Genomic DNA, 20,122 nt, shown 5'->3' on the forward strand with positions numbered 1-20,122 from the left:
GGGCGCGCGCTCCGCGCGCTTGGCTCGCCGCATAAGCGGCGGGCCGCGTTCGCGGCCTCGGTCGCCGGGGGCGACCGCCTTTCTCAATCCGGCCGGATGTTCGCTTCCCGGATCACCCGGGTCCAGCGCGCGCGGTCACGCTCGATCAGCGCGCCGAAGGCCGCCGGCGTCATCGGCGCGGGATCGGAACCCTGCGCCAGCAGCTTCTCGCGGAAGGCAGGGCGGGCCAGCAGCGCGTTGATCTCGCTGTTCACGCGCTCGATCATCGCGGCCGGCGTGCCGGTCGGCGCCGCGATGCCGTACCAGCCCGTGGCCTCGTAGCCCGGCACGCCCGATTCCGCGACGGTCGGGATCTCCGGCAGCGCCTGGTTGCGCGTGGCCGTCGTCACCGCCAGCGCCCGCACGCGGCCTTCCCGCACATGCGGCAGCGCCAGCGGCAAGGTGTCGCACAGGATCTGCACGCGCCCCGCGATGGTGTCCGTCATGGCCGGCCCGCCGCCGCGATAGGGGATGTGCTGGATATCCACGCCCGCCATCTGCTTCAGCAATTCGCCGAACAGGTGCTGCGCCGTGCCGTTGCCACCGCTGGCGTAGGACAGCGCGCCGGGCTGCGCCTTGGCCAGCGCCAGCAGCTCCGTCATCGTCCGTGCCGGCACCGCGGCGTTCACGATGAAGATGGAGGGCACGATCGCCACCATCGCAACAGGTGTCAGGTCCCGCGACGGGTCGATGTTCAGCCTGAACAGGCCGGGATTGATCGCGAAGGGACCCGTGCTGGCCAGCAGGAAGGTATAGCCATCCGGCGTGCTGCGCGCCGCATGCTCCGTGCCGATGGCGCCGCCGGCGCCCACGCGATTCTCGACGAAGACGGTCTGGCGCAGGGCGCCGGACAATTCCTCCGCCACCATCCGCGCCGTCAGGTCCGCGGCGCCGCCGGGCGGAAAGGGGGAGACGATCCGCACCTGGCGGTTGGGCCAATCGCTGCCCTGTGCCAGCGCCGGCAGGGAAAGCCCCGCCATGCCGCCGGCCAGCACCGTCCTGCGTCGCATCATCGGTCCGTTTCCCTCGGCTGATGTCCGGATGCGCCGCTCGCGATGCGCGGCGCCCTCGGTTATCATGTTGTCCGGACAAGGCTATGCGGCACCGCCCCCCGGGGTCAACGCCGCAGGCAGGAGGACCCGCATGCCGAGTGACACCGCACGCCCCTGGGACGTTTTCCTCACGGACGCCGATCGCGCCGTCCTGTCCAAGGGGCGCTTCGGCCGTCGCATGGGCTTCGGGCGTCGCGCGGCGGTCCTCGTCATCGATGCGCAGCGCTACATGGTGGGGGCGGAGGGTGATGACGCCGCCTGGCCCTCCTCCTGCGGCGCCATCGGCCGCGCATCGCTGGCCGCCGCCGCGCAGGTGGTCCGCGCCGCGCAGCAGGCCGGCGCGCCCTGCATCTTCACGCGCTTCGAACTCGATCCCGAAGGACGCGACATCGGCGTCTATGGCCGGAAGCGCGACCTGCTCCAGAGCCCGCATTGGTGCCTGGCCGGCACGCGCGGCGCCGAACTGGCGGAGGGGATGGAGCCCCACGCCCGCGACCTGGTCTTCGTGAAGAAGAAGCCCTCCGCTTTCCACGGCACGCCATTGCTGGGCTACCTGATCGATCGCGGCATCGACACCGTCATCGTCACCGGTGGCGCCACCAGCAACTGCGTGCAGGCGACGGTCTTCGACGCCGCCTCCTACAACCTGCGCGCCATCGTGCCGCAGGAAGCCGTCTTCGACCGCATCCCCATCTCCCACGCCATCGCGCTGTTCGACATGGACCGGCAATTCGCCGATGTCCTGCCGATGGAGGAGGTGCTGGCCTGGCTCGGCACGCTGCGGGACGGGACGGCCCCCGCATGAGCCGCCGCGCACCGCCCCGCCTCGGCCCGCGCTACGCCGCGCTGGCGGAGACGCTTGCCGCCGGCATCGCCGCCGGCCAGCCCGCGATCGGGGAGAACCTGCCCACCGAGGCGAAGCTGGCGGAGACGCATGGCGTCAGCCGCGCCACGGTGCGGGAAGCGCTGCGGCGCCTGCGCGACCAGGGCTTGGTGGAGCCCGTGCATGGCGTGGGCACCCGCGTCACCGCCCGCCGCCCGCGCCCGACCTATGAGATGGCGGTGCGGTCCCTCGCCGACCTCATGGGCTATGGCGGCCCGACGCAGCTGACGGTGACGAAGCGCGACCGCCTGGTGGTGGACCCCGCGCTCGGCGCGCTGCTCGGTGATGGCGCGGGGGTGGAGATGGCGCGCATCACCGGCATCCGCACCGCCGCCGGCACGGACCCGACGCCGCTGGCGGCGGTGGAGATGTTCGTCCCCGCCCCCTTCGCCGCCGCCGCCGAACGGCCGGAGGTCGGCCGCACGCCGATCTACCGCCTGATCGAACGGCAGTGGAAGATCCCCGTGGTGGACATGCGGCAGGAGATCGCGGCCCTGTCCCTGCCCCGCGCCGCCGCCCATGCGCTGGGCGTGCGCGCCGGCACGCCGGGGCTCCGCATCGTGCGCCGCTTCTACGGGCCGAAGGCGCTGCTGCTGGAAGCCACGGTGAACCTGCACGCGGCCTCGCCCCGCTTCGCCTACGCCATCCGCCTGTCATCGCCGGAGTGACAACGGGCCTGGACCTTCGCGCTGACAGGGCGATACTGCGCCCCGATTCATCCGGGACCCGCCATGACCCTCGCCGGCCTGTCGCTGCGTGACCTGGAATACCTGCTGGCCGTGGCGGAGCATCTGAGCTTCGGCCGCGCCGCCCAGGCCTGCGCCGTCAGCCAGCCCACCCTCTCCGCCCAGATCCGCAAGGTGGAGGAGCTGCTGAAGATCGAGGTCTTCGAACGCGCGCCGCGTGGCGTGCTGGTGACATCCCGCGGCGCGGAGGTGGTGGCCCAGGCCCGCCTGGTGGTGGCGGAAGCGCGAAGGCTGTTCGAGGTCGCGGCCGCCGGCAATGCGCCGCTGGAGGGCACTTTCCGCCTCGGCGTCATCGCCACCCTCGGCCCCTACCTCGTCCCCTTCCTGTTGAAGCCGCTGCGCGCCCGCTTCCCGCATCTGCGGCTGCTGCTGTCGGAGGGCTATACCCGGCAGCTTGCCCGCCAGGTGGAGGAAGGCGAACTCGACGCCATCCTCGCCGCCTCCCCCCTCCCCGGCCCCGAGCTGACGGAACTCAAGCTGTTCCGGGAGGAATTCGTCCTGGCCGTCCCGCGCGACCATGCGCTCGCCCGCGTGGAGGCGGTGCGGCGGGAGGATGTGCCCGTGCAGGACCTGATCCTGATGAGCGAGGGCCATTGCCTGCGCGAACACGCCCTGGCCTTCTACGCCGAGCGCCTGTCCGTGGACCGTCCCGAATTGCAGGCCGCGAGCCTGGAGACGCTTCGCCAGATGATCGCCGCCGGCGTCGGCGTTTCGCTGCTGCCGCAGCTCGCCGTGCAGGTCGGCGCGCTGCTGGATGACATGGTCGCCTATCGCCGCATCGGCGATGGCAGCATCTCCCGCGACGTGGCGCTGTTCCACCGCCCGGGCTTCAGCCGCATCCGCGACGTGCGGCTGCTCCGCCAGGCCGTGCAGCAGATCCTGGCGGAGCAGAGCGCGGTGAAGGTGGCGGCGACGCTGGCCTGACCGCTACTGCCGCCAGCTGCTGTCGGCCTGGTCCAGCTTCCGCAGCAGCCCCGGCCATTCCAGCAGCCCGTAGCGGCGGGACGCCGAGAGGTCATAGGCCGCGCAGGATTTCGCCACGACCTCCGGGGATGGCATCTCGAGTTCCGTGTTGCAGGCCATGGCGGCGAGCTGTGCCTGGCAGGCACGCTCCATGCCCCACATCGCGATGAAGGCCTCCGGCACGCTCTCCCCCAGCGTCAGCAGGCCGTGGTTCTTGAGGATGCAGTAGTTCTTCTCGCCGATGCTCTTCGCCAGCAGGTCGCGCTCGGAGGGATCGCGCTCCGGCCCCCGGAAATCGTGGTAGGCGACCCGGCCATAGAAGCGCGTCGCCGTCTGCGTCAGCGGCAGCAGCCCGCATTTCAGCGCGGAGACCGCCATGCCCGCGATGGTGTGCGTGTGCATCGCCGCCATCGCATCCGGCCGCGCGCGGTACAGCGCGCTGTGGATGGTGAAGCCGGCCTTGTGCAGCCCATAGGGCAGTTCCGGCTTGTAGAGGACCTCGCCCTCGATCGTGACCTTCAGCAGTGAGGATGCCGTGATCTCCCCGAACAGCATGCCGTTCGGGTTGATCAGGAACTGGTCCGGCGCATCGGGCACGCGGGCGGAGATGTGGGTGTAGATCATGTCCGACATGCCGTAGCCGTCGCAGAGCCGGTAGGCCGCGGCGAGGTCGAGCCGCGCCTTCCATTCCGCGTCGCTGACGGAAGCCTGGATGGGCGCGATCTCGAGCGGTCCGAACTGGGTCATTCTCGTCTGTCCTTCAGGAATCGCCGCGGATGCCGGCACGCTGGATCACGTCGCGCCAGCGGGGGATCTCGGCGGTCAGCTGCGCGGTCAGCGCGGCCGGGCCATCCATGCGCACGATGGCGGCGGCGGTGTTGAGGCGGTTCAGCAGGTCCTCGTCACTTCGCATCGCCGTCAGCTCCGCCACCAGCCGGCCCATCAAGGCATCGGGCATCCCCTTCGGCGCGAACATCGCGAACCAGTTGGGCGCGGCATAGCCGGGCACGAATTCCGCGATGGCCGGGATCTCCGGCACGGCCGGAACGCGCGCCGGCATCGTCATGCCCAGCAGCCGCGCGCGGCCCTGGCGGTAATGCGCCAGCACCTCCACCGTGCTGCCGAAGACGAAGTCGATCTCCCCCGTATAGATCGCATTCACCGCCTGGCTAACGCCGCGATAGGGCACATGGGTGATGTCGATATTCGCGAGCGCCCCGAACTGCGCCGCCGCCAGGTGGTTGGCCGAACCGACGCCGCCCGAGCCATAGGTCAGCCGCCCCGGCGCCGCGCGTGCCGCCGCGATCAGCGCGGGCAGGTCGGCGAAGCGGCTGTCGGCGCGCACCATCAGCCCGGCCGGCACGTCGCACACCACCGTCAGCGGCGCCAGGTCCCGCAGCGGGTCGAAGTTCAACTGCGCCTGCAAGGTCGGCAGGATGGCGATGGAGGAGGAGATGAAGAGCAGCGTCGCGCCATCCGGCTCGCTCCGCGCCACCGCCTGCGCGCCGAGCCCGCCGCCGACGCCGGGCCGGTTCTCCACGATGAAGGTGGCGCCCATCCGCCGGCTCAGACGGTCCGCGATGATGCGCGCCGGCACGTCCTGCGGGCCGCCGGCGGCGAAGGGGATGATGATGCGGACCTGGCGCACCGGCCAGGCTTCCTGGGCGCGCAGGACGGAGGGCGCCAGCAGCGCGCCCCCGGCGTAGAGCAGGACCTGCCTGCGTTGCATGGTGTTTCCTCCTTGGCGGGCGCGGTGGACCGCGCCTCTTGCGGCGCATGTTGCATGGCGGCGGCAACCCCGTCACCCCGCCCGCTAATGCAGGCGTGACGGCGGGGGGTTTTGCGTCCGTCGCCAAAAGGGTTCTATCTTTCCCATCAGGCGGGACAAACTCGCCATATCTGGGGAGAAAGCGACCATGGCTGACCGCGAGGGCGTGATGAACGCCGGACGCCGCGACCTCATCCGCCTCGGCGCCGGGCTTGGGGTGGCGGCGGCGCTGCCGGGCGCGGCGCGGGCCCAGGATTTCGCCGGCCGCACCATCGAATGGATCATCCCCATGTCGGTGGGCGGCGGGTCCGATACCTGGGCGCGCTTCCACCTGCCCTTCCTCAACCGCCACATGGCGGGCAACCCCACCATCGTCGTCCGCAACATCACCGGCGGCGGCGGCATCAACGGCACCAACCAGTTCGCCGCAAGGGCGCGGCCGGATGGGCTCACCATCCTCGGCACCACCGCCTCCATCCAGTTCCCCTTCCTGCTCGGCGATCCGCGCGTGCGCTACGACTACGCGAACTGGGTGCCGGTCCTGGCCTCCCCCACCGGCGGCGTCCTCTACATCCGGCCGGAGGTCGGCGTGCGCGGGCCTGGCGACATCGCGAAGCTGCGCGCGACGACGGGCCTGAAATTCGGCAGCCAGGGGCCGACCTCGCTCGACATGGTGCCGGCGCTGGCCTTCGAGCTGCTGGGCATCGACGTGCAGGTGGTGATGGGCATGCAGGGCCGCGGCCAGGGGCGGCTGGCCTTCGAACGCGGCGAGACGCCGATCGATTACCAGACCAGCTCCGCCTACATCTCCCAGGTCATGCCCCTGGTGCGGGAGGGCAAGGCCGTGCCGCTATGCAGCTGGGGCAGCCTGAACGATGCCGGCGAACTCGTTCGCGACAGCAATTTCCCGGACCTTCCGCACTTCGCGGAATTCCTGCAGGCCGCGACGGGCCGCGCCCCCTCCGGCCCCGCCTGGGAAGCCTGGAAGGCGCTCTTCGTCGCCGGCTTCGGCGCGCAGAAATTCGTCGTGCTGCCGAAATCCACGCCGGCCAACCTGGTGAACGCCTACAAGGAGGCCTTCCGCAAGACGATCGCCGATGCCGAATACCGGGAGAAGCGCGGCCCCGTGATCGGCGAGTACAACGAGACGGTCGGCGAGCCCGCCGACCGCGCCTATGCCGCCGCCACCACCATGGCGCCGGAGGTCCGGCAATGGACGCGGGACTGGCTGCAGCGCCGCTTCAACCACACGCTCGGTCGCGAATAGCGCGCAACGGGGCCCGCATCGCCGGTGCGGGCCCGATCGCCTTGCCTGGATGGATGACGCGCGATGATCGAAGCCCTGCTCTCCGCCCTCGTGCAGCTGTCGAGTCCCGACCGGCTGGCCTACATGGCGCTCGGCGTCGCCATCGGCTACGCGATCGGCGTGCTGCCGGCCCTCGGCGGCCTGGCGGGCCTCTCCCTCGTGCTGCCCTTCATCTACGGGCTGGACCAGGTCTCCGCGCTGGCGATGCTGACGGGGCTCGTCGCCGTGGCGGCGACGGCGGATACCTATAGTTCCATCCTGATGGGCATCCCCGGCTCCTCCGCCAGCCAGGCAACCATCCTGGACGGCTTCCCGATGGCCAGGCGGGGGGAAGCCGCGCGCGCTTTGTCCGCCAGCTTCATCGCTTCCATGATCGGCGGCCTGGTCGGCGCGGTGATCCTGAGCTGCGCGGTGCTGGTCGCGCGCCCGCTGATCCTGGCGCTGGGCACGGCGGAGCTGTTCATGCTGGCCGTGCTCGGCCTGTCCATGGTGGGCGTGCTGGCGGGGCGCAGCTTCGGCAAGGGGTTGGTGGCCTGCGGCCTCGGCCTCGCGCTCGGCACCATCGGATCGGCGCCCGCCACCGCGGAATATCGCCTCGATTTCGGCACGCTCTACCTGAGTGACGGCCTACCCCTGCCCGTCCTCGTGCTGGCCATCTTCGCGCTGCCGGAGATCGTGGACCTTGCCCGCGGCGGCGGCACCATCTCCAAGACGGCGGAGTTGGGGAAAGGCTGGATGGCGGGGCTGCGCGACATCGCGACGCATTGGTGGCTGCTGCTGCGCACCTCCACCATCGGCAGCCTGCTCGGCGCCATCCCGGGGCTTGGCGGCAGCGTGACGGACTGGATCGTCTATGGCCATGCCGTGCAGACGGAGAAGAACGGCCAGTTCGGCAAGGGCGATGTCCGCGGCGTCATCGCCGTCGAAGCCTCCAACAACGCGCGGGAGGGCGGCGCGCTGGTGCCGACGCTGTTCTTCGGCATCCCCTCCTCCGGCTCCATGGCCGTCTTCCTCGGCGGCATGACGCTGATCGGGATCGAGGCCGGGCCGCAACTCGTCGGCGAGCGGCTCGACCTGACCTACGCCATCATCTGGTCGCTGGCGATCGCCAACGTCATGGGCACGGGGCTCTGCTTCGTCACCTCGCCGCTGATCGCGAAGCTGACGACGATCCGCTTCGGGCTGATCGCGCCCTTCATGGTGATGATCGTCTGCTTCGGCGCCTTCAACACCAGCCGGGACGCGGCGGATCTCTACCTGCTGCTGGCGGTCGGCGTGCTCGGCCTGTTCATGCGCCGCTTCGGCTGGCCGCGGCCGCCCTTCGTGGTGGGCTTCGTCCTCGCCCAGCCGATGGAGACCTACCTCTACCAGGCCGTGCAGTTCTATGGCTGGAGCTTCGTGGAACGGCCTGGCGTGCTGATCATCGCCGCCATGATCGCGTTGTTCGTCTTCATCGGCGCCCGCCAGCGGCGCCTGGCCGATACGGATGACGAGAGCGACAAGCGCGGCCAGGCGCGGCCGCAGGCGATCTTCGCCCTCGTCCCCGTTGCCATCTTCGCGGCCGTGCTGCTGGACGCCACGAAGCACAGCTTCCTCGGCGCCGTCTTCCCCGGCATGGTCGCGGCGGCGATGCTGGTCATCAGCATCCCTATCGCGCTCAAGCTCGCCTTCGCGAAGGATCCGGGGTCCCTGCTGCATGACGGGGAGGAAGGTTCGGATGAAAGCCAGGGCGGCTTCTGGACCTACCTCTTCTGGTTCGCGGGCCTGATCCTGGGCTCCGCCCTGGTCGGCTTCCTGATCGCCAGCATCGTCTTCTTCCTGGCCTTCCTGCGCCACGCCGCGAAATGCAGCTGGACCAAGACGCTGGTGCTGACCGCCATCGCCAATGGCGGCCTTGTGGCGGTGGCGGATATCCTCGTGCTCGACTTCCCCAATGGCCTGCTGCAATCCATGATCGACCTGCCCTGGCCGCTCCGATGAAGGCTCCGATGACGAAACCCGTTCTCCAGACTGCGATCCCCTGCACCTTCATGCGCGGCGGCACCAGCCGCGGCCCCTATTTCCTGCGCAGCGACCTGCCCGCGGACCGGGAGACGGCGGGCCGCGTGCTGCAGGCCGTGATGGGCTCCCCCGATGCGCGGCAGATCAACGGCCTCGGCGGCGCGACCACCCTCACCAGCAAGACGGTGATGGTGAGCAAGGCGGAGCCCGGCCAGCCCCAGCAGGTGGACTACCTCTTCGCCCAGGTGAATGTGGACAAGGATTTCGTGGATTGGGGCCCCACCTGCGGCAACATGCTCGCCGGCATCGGCCCCTTCGCGATCGAGAATGGCCTGGTCCCGGCCGAGGACGGGGAGACGAAGGTGCTGATCCGAGCCGTCAACACCGGCGCGCTGATCGAGGCCGTGGTCCAGACCCCCGGCGGCCGCGTGACCTATGATGGGGATACCGCCATCGCCGGCGTCCCCGGCACCGCCGCGCCCATCGTGCTGAACTTCGCGGATGCCGTCGGCGGCTCCACCGGCAAGCTGATGCCCACCGGCAACCCGAAGGATGTGATCGAGGGCGTGGAAGTCACCTGCCTCGACGTCGCCATGCCCGTCGTCATCGCCCGCGCGCGGGACCTCGGCAAGACGGGGCATGAAAGCAGCGCGGACCTCGATGGCGACAAGGATTTCATGGCGCGGATCGAGCGCATCCGCCGTGCCGCCAGCCTCGCCATGGGCATGGGCGATGCGGAAGGGCGCGTGATCCCGAAATTCGCGATCGTCGGCGAACCCAAGGGCGGCACCGGCGTCGCCGCGCGCTACTTCACGCCGCTCGCGCTGCATGAAGCCATGGCCGTCACCGGCGGCATCTGCATCGCCAGCGCCTGCAAGCTGCCGGGCACGGTGGCGGAAGGCATCGCCGTGGTGAACAGCGAGGCGCGGGAGAACGTCACCATCGAACATCCCTCCGGCGTCATGGATGCCGTCATCACCACCGGCACCGCGGCGGATGGCAGCGCCACCATCCTCGGCGGCGGCACGCTGCGCACCGCGCGCCGCATCATGAAGGGGGAGGTCTATATCCCCGCGCGGGTCTGGGCGGGACACGGCGCGTGACGGACGCCACCATCACGGAAGACGCGCTGCGTTCGCTCGCCACCCGCGCGCTCGCCGCGGGCGGGATGCGGGAGGAGGAAGCGGCGCTGGCCGCGCGCGTGCTGGTGCTGGCGGATCTCTTCGGCCTGTCCACGCATGGCATCAGCCGCGTGCCGCAGTATCTCGGCCGCGTGAAGGTCGGCGGCATCGATGCGGCGGCCGGGGTGCAGGTGGAACGCGTAATGCCCGCCCTGGCCATGGTGGATGGCCGCAACGGCATCGGCCCGCTGGTCGGCATGAAGGCGCTGGAGGCGGCGCTGGAGGGTGCGCGCGCCTGCGGCATCGGCGCCGCCTTCGCCCGCGCCAGCAACCATTTCGGCCCCATCGCCCCCTACGCCATGATGGCCGCGGAACAGGGCTTCGCAACGCTGATCGCCAGCAACGCCACCACCACCATCGCGCCCTGGGGTGGCAAGGATACGCGGCTCGGCAACAACCCGATCGGCATCGGCATCCCCAATCCCGGCGGCGATCCCGTGCTGCTGGACATGGCGCTGTCCGTCGCCGCGCGCGCCAAGATCCGCAGCCTCGCCGCCTCCGGCCAGCCCATGCCGGAAGGCTGGGCCACGGATGCCGATGGCAGGCCCACCACCGATCCGAAGGCGGCGCTGGCCGGCTTCCTGCTGCCGGTCGGCGGGCACAAGGGCTATGGCCTGGCGGTGATGGTCGATCTGCTGGCCGGCCTGCTCTCCGGCGCCTCCTACCTCACCCGCGTGCGGGCCTGGGACAAGACGCCGGAGGTGGCGCAGGACCTGGGCCACGTCTTCATCGCCATCGATGCCACCAGGCTGGCGCCGGTGGAGGTGCTGAAGGCCCGCATGGCCGACTTCATCGACATCATCCACACCACGCCGCCCGCCGACGCCACCCGCCCCGTGCTGCTGCCGGGGGAGCGGGAGATGCAGCTGCTGCACCGAAGCCGCGCGCAGGGCGTGCGGGTGGCGAGCGCCGACCTGGTGAAGCTGCGGGAACTGGCGAGCGAAGCCTGAACGGCGCGACGCCCGCCACCAAAGGGAGGAAACGAACCATGCTGACGCGCCGCATCCTGCTGGCCAGCGCCACGACGGCGCTGGCGGCGCCTGCCCTCGGCCAGGGCGGCTACCCCAACCGCCCGATCCGCCTGCTGGTGCCCTATGCCGCCGGCGGCGGGCAGGACATCTCGGCCCGCCTGCTGGCGGACCCGCTCCGCAACGCGCTCGGCCAGCCCGTGGTGGTGGAGAACCGCACCGGCGCCAGCGGCATGATCGCCGCCCAGGCGCTCGCGACCGCCGCGCCGGATGGCTACACGCTGATGCTCGGCGGCGCCGGGGAGACGGCGATCAACCAGCACCTGTTCCGCGGCCGCATGACCTACGACCCGATGCGCGACATCCGCGCGGTGATGGTCGTGGTGAAGGTGCCGAACGTGCTGATGGTGAACCCGCAGGCGCCCTTCGGCACGGTGGAGCAGCTGGTCACCTACGCCAAGGCGAATCCCGGGCGGCTCTCCTACTCCTCCTCCGGCATCGGCAATCCGCAGCACCTGGCGGGTGCGCTGTTCGACTACATGGCGGGCATCCAGACCGTGCACGTGCCCTATCGCGGATCGGGCCAGGCGGTGATCGATATCGCCGGCGGCCAGGTGCAGTTCGGCTACAACAGCCTCGCCTCCGGCCTGCCGCTGATCCGGGAAGGCCGCATCAGGGCCATGGCGGTCACCAGCAAGGAACGGATGCCGCAGCTGCCGGACAGCCCCTCCGTCTCCGAATACGCGCCGCTCGCGGCCTATGAACTCGTGAACTTCTTCGGCGTCTTCGCCCCCGCCGGGGTGCCGGACCCCATCATGCAGCGGCTGCACGAGGTGGTCGCGGCCGCGGTGCGCGACCCGGAGCTGCGCGGCCGGTTCGAGGGCCAGGGCCTGCTGGTGCAGTCCATGAACCTCGCAGAATCGCAGGCCTTCGTGACGAATGAGGCCACGAAGTTCGGCCGCATCGTGGATGAGGCGAAGATCACGGTGGAAAGCTGAGATGCCGCGCTGGAACCGCCTTCTCGTCACCGGCGCGGCCGGGGAGATCGGCAGCGTCATCCGCCCCGCGCTCCGCGGCGCCGCCTCCAACCTCCGCTGGCACGACATCCGCCCCATCGCCGATGCCGCGCCCGGTGAGGAGGTGATGCGGGGTGACCTGGCGGAGCCCGGCGTCGCGCTGGACGCGACGCGTGACGTCGATTGCCTCATCCACCTCGCCGGCATCCCGCGCGAGACCGGCGGCACAGCCGCTGACATCCTGCGCGCCAACGTCATCGCCTGCCACGCGGTCTTCGAGGCCGCGCGGGAGAACGGCGTGAAGCGCTTCATCTTCGCCAGTTCCAACCACACCATCGGCTTCCACCCCGCCGATGCGCTGGTCGGTACGGAGGAACGGCCCCGCCCCTCCGGCCAGTACGGCGCCAGCAAGGTGTGGGGGGAGACGCTCGGCCGTCTCTACGCCGACAAGCATGGGATCGAGGTCGCCTGCCTCCGCATCGGCGCCTTCCGCGCGCGGCCCGGCAATGCGCGCGAACTCGGCGGCTGGATCAGCCATGGTGACATGGCGGGCCTGGCCCGCGCCGCGGTCGATGCCGCGCCCTTCCACTTCCTCGTCGTCTATGGCGTCTCCGCCAATCGCCGCGCGCTATGGGGCAAGGACGAGGCCGCGCGCGCCGCGCTGGGCTGGTGGCCGAAGGACGATGCTGAACCCTATGCCGCGGAACTCGCGGACAAGCGCCCGCCCGCCGGCAGCGTCGCCGCGCGCTTCCATGGCGGCGTCGTCTGCGAATACGGCTTCACGGGCGACGCCGACCGGATCAGCTAGCGCCGCGCTCCGTCACGTCGAACCTCGTCACGTCATCGAGCGAGGCGCCGAACCAGGCCTGGATCTCCAGCACCCGGGCCTCCATCGCCTCGGGCTGCCCATCGGCGCCGATGCGCAGCGCGACGTCATGGCCGGGCAGCAGCACCGTGCCCGGCTTCTCCCGCCACACCGCGTTCAGCCGCGCGATGGAGGCGCGGTGGACCCCGGCATCCATCGTCATGTCCGCCACCCCGGTCGCCAGCTCCGCGCGGTTCTTGGCGACGTCGGCGGAGAAGATGGTGCGCGCCGCACCCTCCAGCACGAAGACCAGGTGGTACGGCGAATGGCCAGGCGCCTCGAAGCAGGTGATGCCGGGCACGCCCGTCTCCCCTTCCGCCAGCCGCCGCATGCGCGGGTTCTCCGCCAGCGCGCGGAGGCAGAATTCCGGCCAGAGCGGCGCGCCTTCGGGCTGGCGCAGCGCGTAGTCCAGTTCCGCGCCTGGCACATGGATCAGCGCGTTGCGGAACATCGGCCAGTTCTCGACATGGTCGTAGTGCAGATGCGTGACCAGCACGTCGGTCACCGCCTCCGCCGCCACGCCCACCGCCTTCAGCCGGTCGAGGATCAGGCGGCGCGCGCCGCTGCGCCCGGTATCCAGCACGGCGATGCGGCCACCGGGTCCGCGCGCCAGCGCCACGGTGCTGAAGCCAAGCCCGCCCTGCTGCTTGGATTTGCCGGGATAGCCCTGGATCAGCGTCTCGACGGTCCAGCTCATGCCATCAGCTCCTCCGGGGCGGCGACGCCCCAATGCGTCGCGGCCTGGCGCAGATCCAGCACCGTGTTCTCCGGCAGGTCGATGCCCTGCGCCAGATGCTTCGCCTCGTTCCGTGCCTCGATCTCGCCGGGGTAGAAGATCTCCTCCACCCCATCCGCGCGCGGCGCGGCCTTCATCTCCGCGATCATGCGCTCGATCCGGTCCTCGAAGACCGGCAGCAGGCCGAAGGCGGCGATGTTCAGCGCCATCACGAAATGGCCGCTGCGGCTGCGCTTCTCCGCCTGGTAGGGGCCGGCCACCTCCGTCAGCATCCCGCTGCCGGACAGCGCGCCCGCCAGCACATCCATCATGGCGGAGATGGCGTAGCCCTTGTGCTCCGCCATCGGCTGGATCACGCCTTCCAGCGCCGCCACCGGGTCCGTCGTGCGGCGGCCTTCCTTGTCCAGCGCCCATGAATCGGGAATCGGCTGGCCCTTCTGCCGCGCCAGGAAGATCTTGCCGCGCGCCACGCTGGTATTGGCGATGTCCAGCATCATCGGCGCATGCCGCCCCGCCGGCGCCGCGATGGACCAGGGGTTGTTCCCCACCACCTTCTTCCGCCCGCCCCAGGGCGCCATGGCCGGGCTGCCATTGGCGACCAGCATGCCGATGCAGCCCTGCGCCGCCGCCATGCGCGTGAAGTAGCCGAGCGCCCCGTGGTGGTTGCTCTCCCGCACGGAGACGATGCCCACGCCATGCTTCCGCGCCCGGTCGATGGCGCTGTCCATCGCCTGCTTCGCGATCACCTGGCCGACGCCGTCATGCCCGTGCAGCACGGCGATGGCGCCGCCATCCACCAGGTATTCGGCCTGCGTCCGCGCCTTCATCACGCCGGTACGGATGCGGTCCAGGTACCAGGGCGCGCGCATCACGCCGTGGGAGGAATGGCCCCAGAGATCCGCCTTCACCAGGCTGTCCGCCACCAGGGCCGCATCATCCCCCGGCAGCCCGGCCGCGCGGTACAGCGCCGCCACGAAGTCACGCAAGCCGTCAGCCCGCACCACCGCCATCGTCCTGATCGTTCCCCATCCCCATGGGCGGATCATGGGCGGCCCGCCGCCCCGGCGCCAGCCTGCCGGGGCGTGGCGGGGTCAAGGCAGCCATGCAACCGCCACGGATGCTTCATCCATCCGTCATCGGCCTTTCGCGGAGCCTGTCTAATCACCCGCCCGACCGCCGCGCCATCCCGCGCGGCGCCGGAGAGACGAGTGACCATGCCCGAGACGATGGAGCCAGCCGGCCACGGCAAGCCGATCGAGATCGAGGATATCGGCAGCAACCCGAACCCCCGGGAGACGATCGGGGATGTGATGAAGCGCCGCCTGTCCCGCCGCGCCGCGATGCTCGGACTGGGTGGCGCGGCCGCCGCGGCGACGCTGGTGGACCAGATGGTCGCCGCCGCCGATGGCGCGCTGGCGCAGGGCGTGGTGCCGATGACGGATGGCCCCTCCACCCTCGGCTTCACCGAGATCCGCCACGGCATGGCGCAGCGTGACGCGGTGGCCGAGGGCTATGAGATCCAGACCGTGATCCGCTGGGGCGATGCGGTGGTGGGGGAGGCGCCGGCCTTCAACCCGATGGCGCAGACCCCCGCCGCGCAGGAAGTGCAGTTCGGCTACAATAACGACTTCATCGATTTCCGCCCGCTGCCCCAGGGCAGCCGCAACAGCGACAGCGGCCTGCTGGTGGTGAACCACGAATACACCGACACCCAGCTGATGTTCGCCGGCATCGGCGCCGGCCGCGCCGGCCGCCTGCGCGCCACCGCCGAGCAGTCCCGCATCGAACTCCTCGCCCATGGCCTCAGCGTGGTGGAGATTCGCAAGACCGATGGCCGCTGGGCCGTCGTGCCCAACAGCCGCTACAACCGCCGCATCACCGGCGAGACGCCGATGCGCATCAGCGGCCCGGCCGCGGGGCATGACCTGCTGAAGACCGCCGCCGACCCGACCGGCACCCAGGTCCTCGGCACGCTCAACAACTGCGCCGGCGGCAATACGCCCTGGGGCACCGTCATCACCTCCGAGGAGAACTTCAACCAGTACTTCTCGGGCCGCGCGGCCACCACCGGCGCGCAGGCGGAAGCCTATCGCCGCTACGGCATCGCGGCGGAGGGCACCTATGGCTGGTCCCGCTTCGTGGACCGCTTCGACCTGGACAAGGAACCGAACGAGCCGAACCGCTTCGGCTGGAACGTCGAATTCGACCCCTACGACCCCGCCAGCGTGCCGGTGAAGCGCACCGCCATGGGCCGCTTCAAGCATGAAGGCGCGACGCACGCCATCAGCGCCGATGGCCGCGTGGTCTTCTACCAGGGCGACGACGAACGCTTCGACTACGTCTACAAATTCGTCACCGCCCGCCCCTGGAACCCGAATGACCGCGCTGCCAATCGCGACCTGCTGGATGAGGGCACGCTCCACGTCGCGCGCTTCCACGATGATGGCCGCGTCGAATGGTTGCCGCTGGTGCATGGCCAGGGCCCGCTGACCGCGGCCAACGGCTTCGCGAACCAGGCGGAGGTGCTGATCAACACCCGCCGCGCGGCCGACCTGCTGCAGGCCACGCCGATGGACCGGCCGGAGGATGTGGAGGCGAACCCCGCCACGGGCCGCGTCTATGTCATGCTGACCAACAACGGCAACCGCACCGCGCAGCAGGTGAACCGCGTGAACCCGCGCGCCGCCAACACCCATGGCCATGTGGTGGAGATCATCCCGCCCGGCGCGGGCACCAACGCCGTGGACCATGCCGCGACCGAGGCCCGCTGGGCCATCTTCCTGATGGCCGGCAAGCCCGGCACCGATGCGGGCGCGCGCTACCACCGCGCCACCAGCGATGCGGGCTGGCTCTCCTGCCCCGACAATTGCGCCTTCGACAGCAAGGGCCGCATCTGGATCGCGACCGATGGCGCGCCTTCCGCCGCCGGCGTCGCGGACGGCATCTGGGCCGCGGATACCATGGGCGCCGGCCGCGCGCTGACGAAGCAGTTCTACCGCGCGCCGACCGGTGCGGAGGTCTGCGGCCCCTGCTTCACGCCGGATGACCGCACCCTCTTCCTCGCCATCCAGCACCCCGGCGATGATGCGGGCAGCACCTTCGAACGCCCCTCCACCCGCTGGCCGGACTTCGCGGAGGGCATGCCGCCCCGTCCCGCCGTCATCGCCATCGTCAGGAAGGATGGCGGCGAGATCGGGTCGTAGTCAGCGCGCCGCCAGCGCGGCCTGAAGGCGGGCGACCCCCGCTTCCAGCGTCGCGCGCGGGCAACCGAAATTGAGCCGGGCGCCGAGAGGCACGCCGAATTCGGCGCCCGGGCTGAGCGCGACCTTCGCACGCTCCAGGAACCAGGGCTGCGGCTCCCCGATGCCGAGGGCGCTGCCGTCCAGCCAGGCCAGGAACGTCCCCTCCGGCCTGTGGATCGAGAGACCCGGAAGGCGCGCGCGCACCGTCTCCACCAGCCAGTCGCGGTTGGCCTGGAGGTATGCGAGCACCGCCGCCTTCCACGCCGCGCCGTGTTCCAGCGCCGCCAGCGTCGCCTCCAGCCCCAGCACGTTCACGCTGTCCACCATCCCCGCCTTGCTGGCCAGGAACCGCTCCCGCATGGCCTCGTCCGGGATGATGGCGAAGGCGGTCTTCAGGCCGGCGATGTTGTAGCTCTTGCTCGCCGACATCAGCGTGATGGTCCGCGCCGCGACCGGCGGCGAGAGGGACGCGATCGGGATGTGCCGCCGCCCGTCGAAGAGCAGTTCGCAATGGATCTCGTCGGAGATGATCACCGCGCCCGCCTCCAGCGCCGCGGCCGCGATCGCCTCCAGCTCGGTTCTCGAAAAAACCTTCCCCAACGGGTTGTGCGGGTTGCAGAACAGCAGCGCGCGGGATTTCGCCAGTGCCGCGCGCAGCGCATCCATGTCGCAGATGACGTCATCGCCCCGCACCGCGAGCGGCGCATCCACCCGCCGCAGGCCCCAATGGCCGGGCGCGGCCAGCATCGGCTTGTACGCCGGCGTCTGCACCACCACGCCCTCTCCGGGCGTCAGGAAGGCACGCAGCGCCATGTTGAAGCCGGGCTCCACGCCGGGCAGGAAGCACACCGCCTCCGGCGCCACCGCCCAGCCATACTCCCGCGCCAGCATCGCCACCACGGCATCCCGCAGCGCATCCCGCGCCACGCCATAGCCCAGCACGGGATGCTCCAGCCGTGCGCGGATGGCGTCCAGGATCGGCGGCGCCACCGCGAAATCCATGTCCGCCACCCACATCGGCAGCACGTCGTCGCCGTAGCGGCTCCATTTCGAACAGCCGGTGCCGCGGCGGTCGATCGGCGTGTCGAAGTCGAAGCCGCTCATTCCGGGCGGCCGCCCACCACCACCGGCCGGTCGGGATCGGCGATCCAGGCGGACCAGGATCCCGGATACATCGCGGCCTCCACCCCGATGGAGGCCAGCACCGCCACCGCATGCGCGGCCGAGATGCCCGCGCCGCAGGAAACCCCCACCGGCCGGCTGCCATCCGCCCCCAGCGCGGCATAGAGGTGCCGCAGCGTCTCCGCCTCCGCGAAGGTGCCGGCCTCGGTCAGGTTGTCGATGGCGGGCGCGCTGACCGATCCCGGGATATGCCCGCGCCGCGGCTGCCCCGGCGCGACCGTGGCGCCGATGTAGTTGGGCCGCACGCGCGAATCGAGCAGCACCCCCTCCCGCGCCAGCCGCGCCGCACCATCAGCGTCCAGCACGCCGAGATGGCCTGGCGACAGCACCACATCCCCGGGCGCCGGATCACCGGGCGAGGTCACGGTGGAAAGCCCCGCCCCCTGCCAGGAAGCGAAGCCGCCATCCAGCAGCCGCACATCCGCAATCCCCGCCCAGCGCAGCACCCACCAGCCCCGCCCAGCCACCAGGCAGCGGTCATGGTCATAGACCACCACGGCATCCCCCTGGCGGATGCCCCAGCGCCGCGCGGCTTGCTGCAGCGCCCCGATCTCCGGCAGCGGCCGGCTTCCCTTGGTGCCGCCGCCGGGGGAGGCCAGTTCGGTCGGCAGATCCACATCGATGGCGCCCGGTATCCGCGGCGCCGCTTCCATCTCCGCCGTCCTGGGATTGCGGACGCACAGCACCACCGGCGGCCGCGCCCCCTGCAGGGCCGCCGCCAGCGCAGTCGCGGTGATGAAAACCTGGTCGCGGGGGTCGGTGGCCATGGAGTCTCCGGAGCATTGCGGCGCCGCGCATCCTGCCCCGCGCAGGCCGTGGTTGCGAAGCGGGGGGCGGCAATGCTCCCCTGGGCCATGCCTGATCCCTCCCCTGGCGCGCTGTCGCTGCTGCGCCAGACGCCCTTCGCGCTCTTCCTCGGCTCCCGGATCATCTCGGCCATGGCCGTGCAGGTGCAGGTCGTGGCCGTGGGCTGGCAGGTCTATGACCTGACGGACAGCGCCTTCGCCCTCGGCCTGGTCGGGCTGGTGCAGTTCCTGCCCGTGCTGCTGCTGACGCCCCTGACCGGGGAGGTCGCGGACCGCTTCGATCGCCGCCTGGTCGTCGGCATCTGCCGGGCGCTCACCGGCCTGGCCGCGCTGGCGTTGACGCTGGCCAGCCATGGCGGCTGGGTGACCAGCTCCACCATCTTCGCCTTCGTGGCCGTCATCGGCGCGACGCGGGGCTTCGAGATGCCGGCCCAGCAGGCGCTGCTGGCCGGCGTGGTGCGGGCGCCCGACATGGCGCGCGCCACCGCCCTCTCCTCCTCCGCCAGCCAGGCGGCCACCATCGCGGGGCCGGCGGCGGGCGGCTTCCTCTACGCGCTGGGCGGGCCGGAGATCGCCTATGGCACGGCGGCGGGCGGCTTCCTGCTCGCCGCCCTCATGGCCTTCGCCATCCGCACCGCGCCCCGCCAGGGCATCCGCGGCCGCGTGACGATGGAGAACCTGCTCTCCGGCCTCGTCTTCGTCCGCACCCGCCCCGTTCTGCTCGGCGCCGTCTCGCTCGACATGGTGGCGGTGCTGCTGGGCGGTGCGGCGGCGCTGCTGCCGATCTATGCGCGGGACATATTGCAGACCGGGCCCTGGGGCCTCGGCATCCTGCGTGCAGCCCCGGCCGTGGGCGCGCTCGGCATGTCGCTGGTGCTGGCCTGGGTGCCGCTCGGCCGCAACGCGGGGCGGAAGATGTTCGCGGGCGTCATACTGTTCGGCGTCGCGACGGTGGTCTTCGGCTTCTCCACCAACCTCTGGCTCTCCGCTAGCGCGCTGGCGCTGATCGGCATGGGGGATGTCGTCAGCGTCGTGGTGCGGCAGACGCTCGTGCAGTTGGCAACGCCCGATGAGATGCGCGGCCGCGTCGCCGCGGTGAATTCGCTGTTCATCGGCGCCTCCAACCAGCTCGGCGAATTCGAATCCGGCGTCGCCGCCGCGCTGATCGGCCCCGTCGCCGCCGTGGTGCTGGGCGGCATCGGCACCGTCGCGGTCGCGCTGCTCTGGATGCGGATCTTTCCCGCGCTGAGGGACATCGACCGGCTGGAGGACATCACGCCGGACAGCGAGACCGCGCGCCGGCGATCCGCAACCGGCAAGCCCGCGATGCCGTCGTCAGGAACAGCGAAAAGCACGTTGCAATAGTCC

18 protein-coding genes are annotated in these 20,122 nt (G+C 71.0%); 11 read left to right on the forward strand and 7 right to left on the reverse strand.

Going from position 1 to position 20,122, the window contains the following annotated elements; genetic code table 11:
- Positions 1-83: 83 nt before the first annotated feature.
- Complete coding sequence (locus tag JJI54_RS14615) at positions 84-1,052, reverse strand: Bug family tripartite tricarboxylate transporter substrate binding protein (protein ID WP_203073734.1); 969 nt, start codon at positions 1,050-1,052, stop codon at positions 84-86.
- A 130-nt stretch (positions 1,053-1,182) separates the two neighbouring features.
- Here JJI54_RS14615 and JJI54_RS14620 point away from each other — a divergent pair, with 130 nt between their 5' ends.
- The 3 genes from JJI54_RS14620 to JJI54_RS14630 all read left to right on the forward strand — a co-directional run bounded on the left by JJI54_RS14620 (position 1,183) and on the right by JJI54_RS14630 (position 3,644).
- A complete protein-coding gene (locus tag JJI54_RS14620) occupies positions 1,183-1,896 on the forward strand; it encodes a cysteine hydrolase family protein (protein ID WP_203073735.1) in 714 nt (237 codons plus the stop codon).
- Positions 1,893-2,642, forward strand: coding sequence for a GntR family transcriptional regulator (locus JJI54_RS32725; protein WP_203073736.1), 750 nt, complete (start codon positions 1,893-1,895; stop codon positions 2,640-2,642). Before JJI54_RS14620 ends, JJI54_RS32725 begins: the two co-directional genes overlap by 4 nt.
- A 63-nt stretch (positions 2,643-2,705) precedes the next feature.
- Positions 2,706-3,644, forward strand: coding sequence for a LysR substrate-binding domain-containing protein (locus JJI54_RS14630; protein WP_203073737.1), 939 nt, complete (start codon positions 2,706-2,708; stop codon positions 3,642-3,644).
- A gap of 3 nt (positions 3,645-3,647) precedes the next feature.
- Here the strand turns inward: JJI54_RS14630 and JJI54_RS14635 are convergent, their stop codons facing one another.
- The gene (locus JJI54_RS14635; protein WP_203073738.1) at positions 3,648-4,430 is read right to left on the reverse strand and encodes a class II aldolase/adducin family protein; all 783 of its coding nucleotides are present in this window, start codon (positions 4,428-4,430) and stop codon (positions 3,648-3,650) included.
- Positions 4,431-4,443: 13 nt separating this feature from the next.
- Positions 4,444-5,412: a Bug family tripartite tricarboxylate transporter substrate binding protein gene (locus JJI54_RS14640; RefSeq protein WP_203073739.1), complete on the reverse strand. Its 969-nt coding sequence runs from the start codon at positions 5,410-5,412 to the stop codon at positions 4,444-4,446.
- A 187-nt stretch (positions 5,413-5,599) separates the two neighbouring features.
- Between JJI54_RS14640 and JJI54_RS14645 the strand changes: the two genes are divergently transcribed.
- The 6 genes from JJI54_RS14645 (at position 5,600) to JJI54_RS14670 (ending at position 12,731) form a co-directional block, all read left to right on the forward strand.
- A complete protein-coding gene (locus tag JJI54_RS14645) occupies positions 5,600-6,718 on the forward strand; it encodes a type 2 periplasmic-binding domain-containing protein (RefSeq protein WP_203073740.1) in 1,119 nt (372 codons plus the stop codon).
- Positions 6,719-6,781: 63 nt separating this feature from the next.
- The gene (locus tag JJI54_RS14650) at positions 6,782-8,737 is read left to right on the forward strand and encodes a tripartite tricarboxylate transporter permease (RefSeq protein ID WP_203073741.1); all 1,956 of its coding nucleotides are present in this window, start codon (positions 6,782-6,784) and stop codon (positions 8,735-8,737) included.
- An 8-nt stretch (positions 8,738-8,745) separates the two neighbouring features.
- Entirely contained in the window at positions 8,746-9,861 is a 1,116-nt protein-coding gene (locus tag JJI54_RS14655; protein WP_203073742.1) for a 4-oxalomesaconate tautomerase, read from the forward strand.
- Complete coding sequence (locus JJI54_RS14660; protein ID WP_203073743.1) at positions 9,858-10,889, forward strand: Ldh family oxidoreductase; 1,032 nt, start codon at positions 9,858-9,860, stop codon at positions 10,887-10,889. The genes JJI54_RS14655 and JJI54_RS14660 overlap by 4 nt, the downstream gene beginning before the upstream one ends.
- A gap of 38 nt (positions 10,890-10,927) precedes the next feature.
- Positions 10,928-11,905, forward strand: coding sequence for a Bug family tripartite tricarboxylate transporter substrate binding protein (locus tag JJI54_RS14665; protein ID WP_203073744.1), 978 nt, complete (start codon positions 10,928-10,930; stop codon positions 11,903-11,905).
- Between the two features lies 1 nt (position 11,906).
- Positions 11,907-12,731, forward strand: a complete 825-nt coding sequence (locus JJI54_RS14670) for an NAD-dependent epimerase/dehydratase family protein (RefSeq protein ID WP_203073745.1) — start codon at positions 11,907-11,909, stop codon at positions 12,729-12,731.
- On the opposite strand, the gene JJI54_RS14675 is transcribed toward JJI54_RS14670, so the two are convergent.
- Both JJI54_RS14675 and JJI54_RS14680 read right to left on the reverse strand, forming a co-directional pair.
- Entirely contained in the window at positions 12,724-13,485 is a 762-nt protein-coding gene (locus tag JJI54_RS14675) for an MBL fold metallo-hydrolase (RefSeq protein ID WP_203073746.1), read from the reverse strand. The two genes, JJI54_RS14670 and JJI54_RS14675, sit on opposite strands and share 8 nt — an antisense overlap.
- Positions 13,482-14,525, reverse strand: a complete 1,044-nt coding sequence (locus tag JJI54_RS14680; protein ID WP_203073747.1) for an Ldh family oxidoreductase — start codon at positions 14,523-14,525, stop codon at positions 13,482-13,484. The genes JJI54_RS14675 and JJI54_RS14680 overlap by 4 nt, the downstream gene beginning before the upstream one ends.
- A gap of 213 nt (positions 14,526-14,738) precedes the next feature.
- Between JJI54_RS14680 and JJI54_RS14685 the strand changes: the two genes are divergently transcribed.
- The gene (locus JJI54_RS14685) at positions 14,739-16,727 is read left to right on the forward strand and encodes a PhoX family protein (protein WP_226381767.1); all 1,989 of its coding nucleotides are present in this window, start codon (positions 14,739-14,741) and stop codon (positions 16,725-16,727) included.
- Here the strand turns inward: JJI54_RS14685 and JJI54_RS14690 are convergent, their stop codons facing one another.
- Together JJI54_RS14690 and JJI54_RS14695 are read right to left on the reverse strand one after the other, a co-directional pair.
- Positions 16,728-17,870, reverse strand: coding sequence for a MalY/PatB family protein (locus JJI54_RS14690; protein WP_203073748.1), 1,143 nt, complete (start codon positions 17,868-17,870; stop codon positions 16,728-16,730).
- Complete coding sequence (locus JJI54_RS14695) at positions 17,867-18,715, reverse strand: sulfurtransferase (RefSeq protein WP_203073749.1); 849 nt, start codon at positions 18,713-18,715, stop codon at positions 17,867-17,869. Before JJI54_RS14695 ends, JJI54_RS14690 begins: the two co-directional genes overlap by 4 nt.
- 87 nt (positions 18,716-18,802) lie before the next feature.
- Here JJI54_RS14695 and JJI54_RS14700 point away from each other — a divergent pair, with 87 nt between their 5' ends.
- On the forward strand, positions 18,803-20,119 hold the full coding sequence (locus JJI54_RS14700; protein ID WP_226381768.1) for an MFS transporter: 1,317 nt from the start codon (positions 18,803-18,805) through the stop codon (positions 20,117-20,119).
- The last annotated feature ends 3 nt before the right edge of the window (positions 20,120-20,122 follow it).

The sequence above is a fragment of the Falsiroseomonas ponticola genome (assembly GCF_016805305.1).
Taxonomy (GTDB): domain Bacteria; phylum Pseudomonadota; class Alphaproteobacteria; order Acetobacterales; family Acetobacteraceae; genus Falsiroseomonas; species Falsiroseomonas ponticola.

Bases quoted from the DNA above. Each gene is read 5' to 3' on its own strand.
- JJI54_RS32725 (WP_203073736.1), top strand. From the start codon at position 1,893: ATGAGCCGCCGCGCACCGCCCCGCCTCGGCCCGCGCTACGCCGCGCTG.
- JJI54_RS14645 (WP_203073740.1), top strand. From the start codon at position 5,600: ATGGCTGACCGCGAGGGCGTGATGAACGCCGGACGCCGCGACCTCATC.
- JJI54_RS14630 (WP_203073737.1), top strand. From the start codon at position 2,706: ATGACCCTCGCCGGCCTGTCGCTGCGTGACCTGGAATACCTGCTGGCC.
- JJI54_RS14695 (WP_203073749.1), bottom strand. From the start codon at position 18,715: ATGGCCACCGACCCCCGCGACCAGGTTTTCATCACCGCGACTGCGCTG.
- JJI54_RS14620 (WP_203073735.1), top strand. From the start codon at position 1,183: ATGCCGAGTGACACCGCACGCCCCTGGGACGTTTTCCTCACGGACGCC.
- JJI54_RS14650 (WP_203073741.1), top strand. From the start codon at position 6,782: ATGATCGAAGCCCTGCTCTCCGCCCTCGTGCAGCTGTCGAGTCCCGAC.
- JJI54_RS14635 (WP_203073738.1), bottom strand. From the start codon at position 4,430: ATGACCCAGTTCGGACCGCTCGAGATCGCGCCCATCCAGGCTTCCGTC.
- JJI54_RS14700 (WP_226381768.1), top strand. From the start codon at position 18,803: ATGCCTGATCCCTCCCCTGGCGCGCTGTCGCTGCTGCGCCAGACGCCC.
- JJI54_RS14670 (WP_203073745.1), top strand. From the start codon at position 11,907: ATGCCGCGCTGGAACCGCCTTCTCGTCACCGGCGCGGCCGGGGAGATC.
- JJI54_RS14690 (WP_203073748.1), bottom strand. From the start codon at position 17,870: ATGAGCGGCTTCGACTTCGACACGCCGATCGACCGCCGCGGCACCGGC.
- JJI54_RS14615 (WP_203073734.1), bottom strand. From the start codon at position 1,052: ATGATGCGACGCAGGACGGTGCTGGCCGGCGGCATGGCGGGGCTTTCC.
- JJI54_RS14685 (WP_226381767.1), top strand. From the start codon at position 14,739: ATGCCCGAGACGATGGAGCCAGCCGGCCACGGCAAGCCGATCGAGATC.
- JJI54_RS14675 (WP_203073746.1), bottom strand. From the start codon at position 13,485: ATGAGCTGGACCGTCGAGACGCTGATCCAGGGCTATCCCGGCAAATCC.
- JJI54_RS14640 (WP_203073739.1), bottom strand. From the start codon at position 5,412: ATGCAACGCAGGCAGGTCCTGCTCTACGCCGGGGGCGCGCTGCTGGCG.
- JJI54_RS14665 (WP_203073744.1), top strand. From the start codon at position 10,928: ATGCTGACGCGCCGCATCCTGCTGGCCAGCGCCACGACGGCGCTGGCG.
- JJI54_RS14655 (WP_203073742.1), top strand. From the start codon at position 8,746: ATGACGAAACCCGTTCTCCAGACTGCGATCCCCTGCACCTTCATGCGC.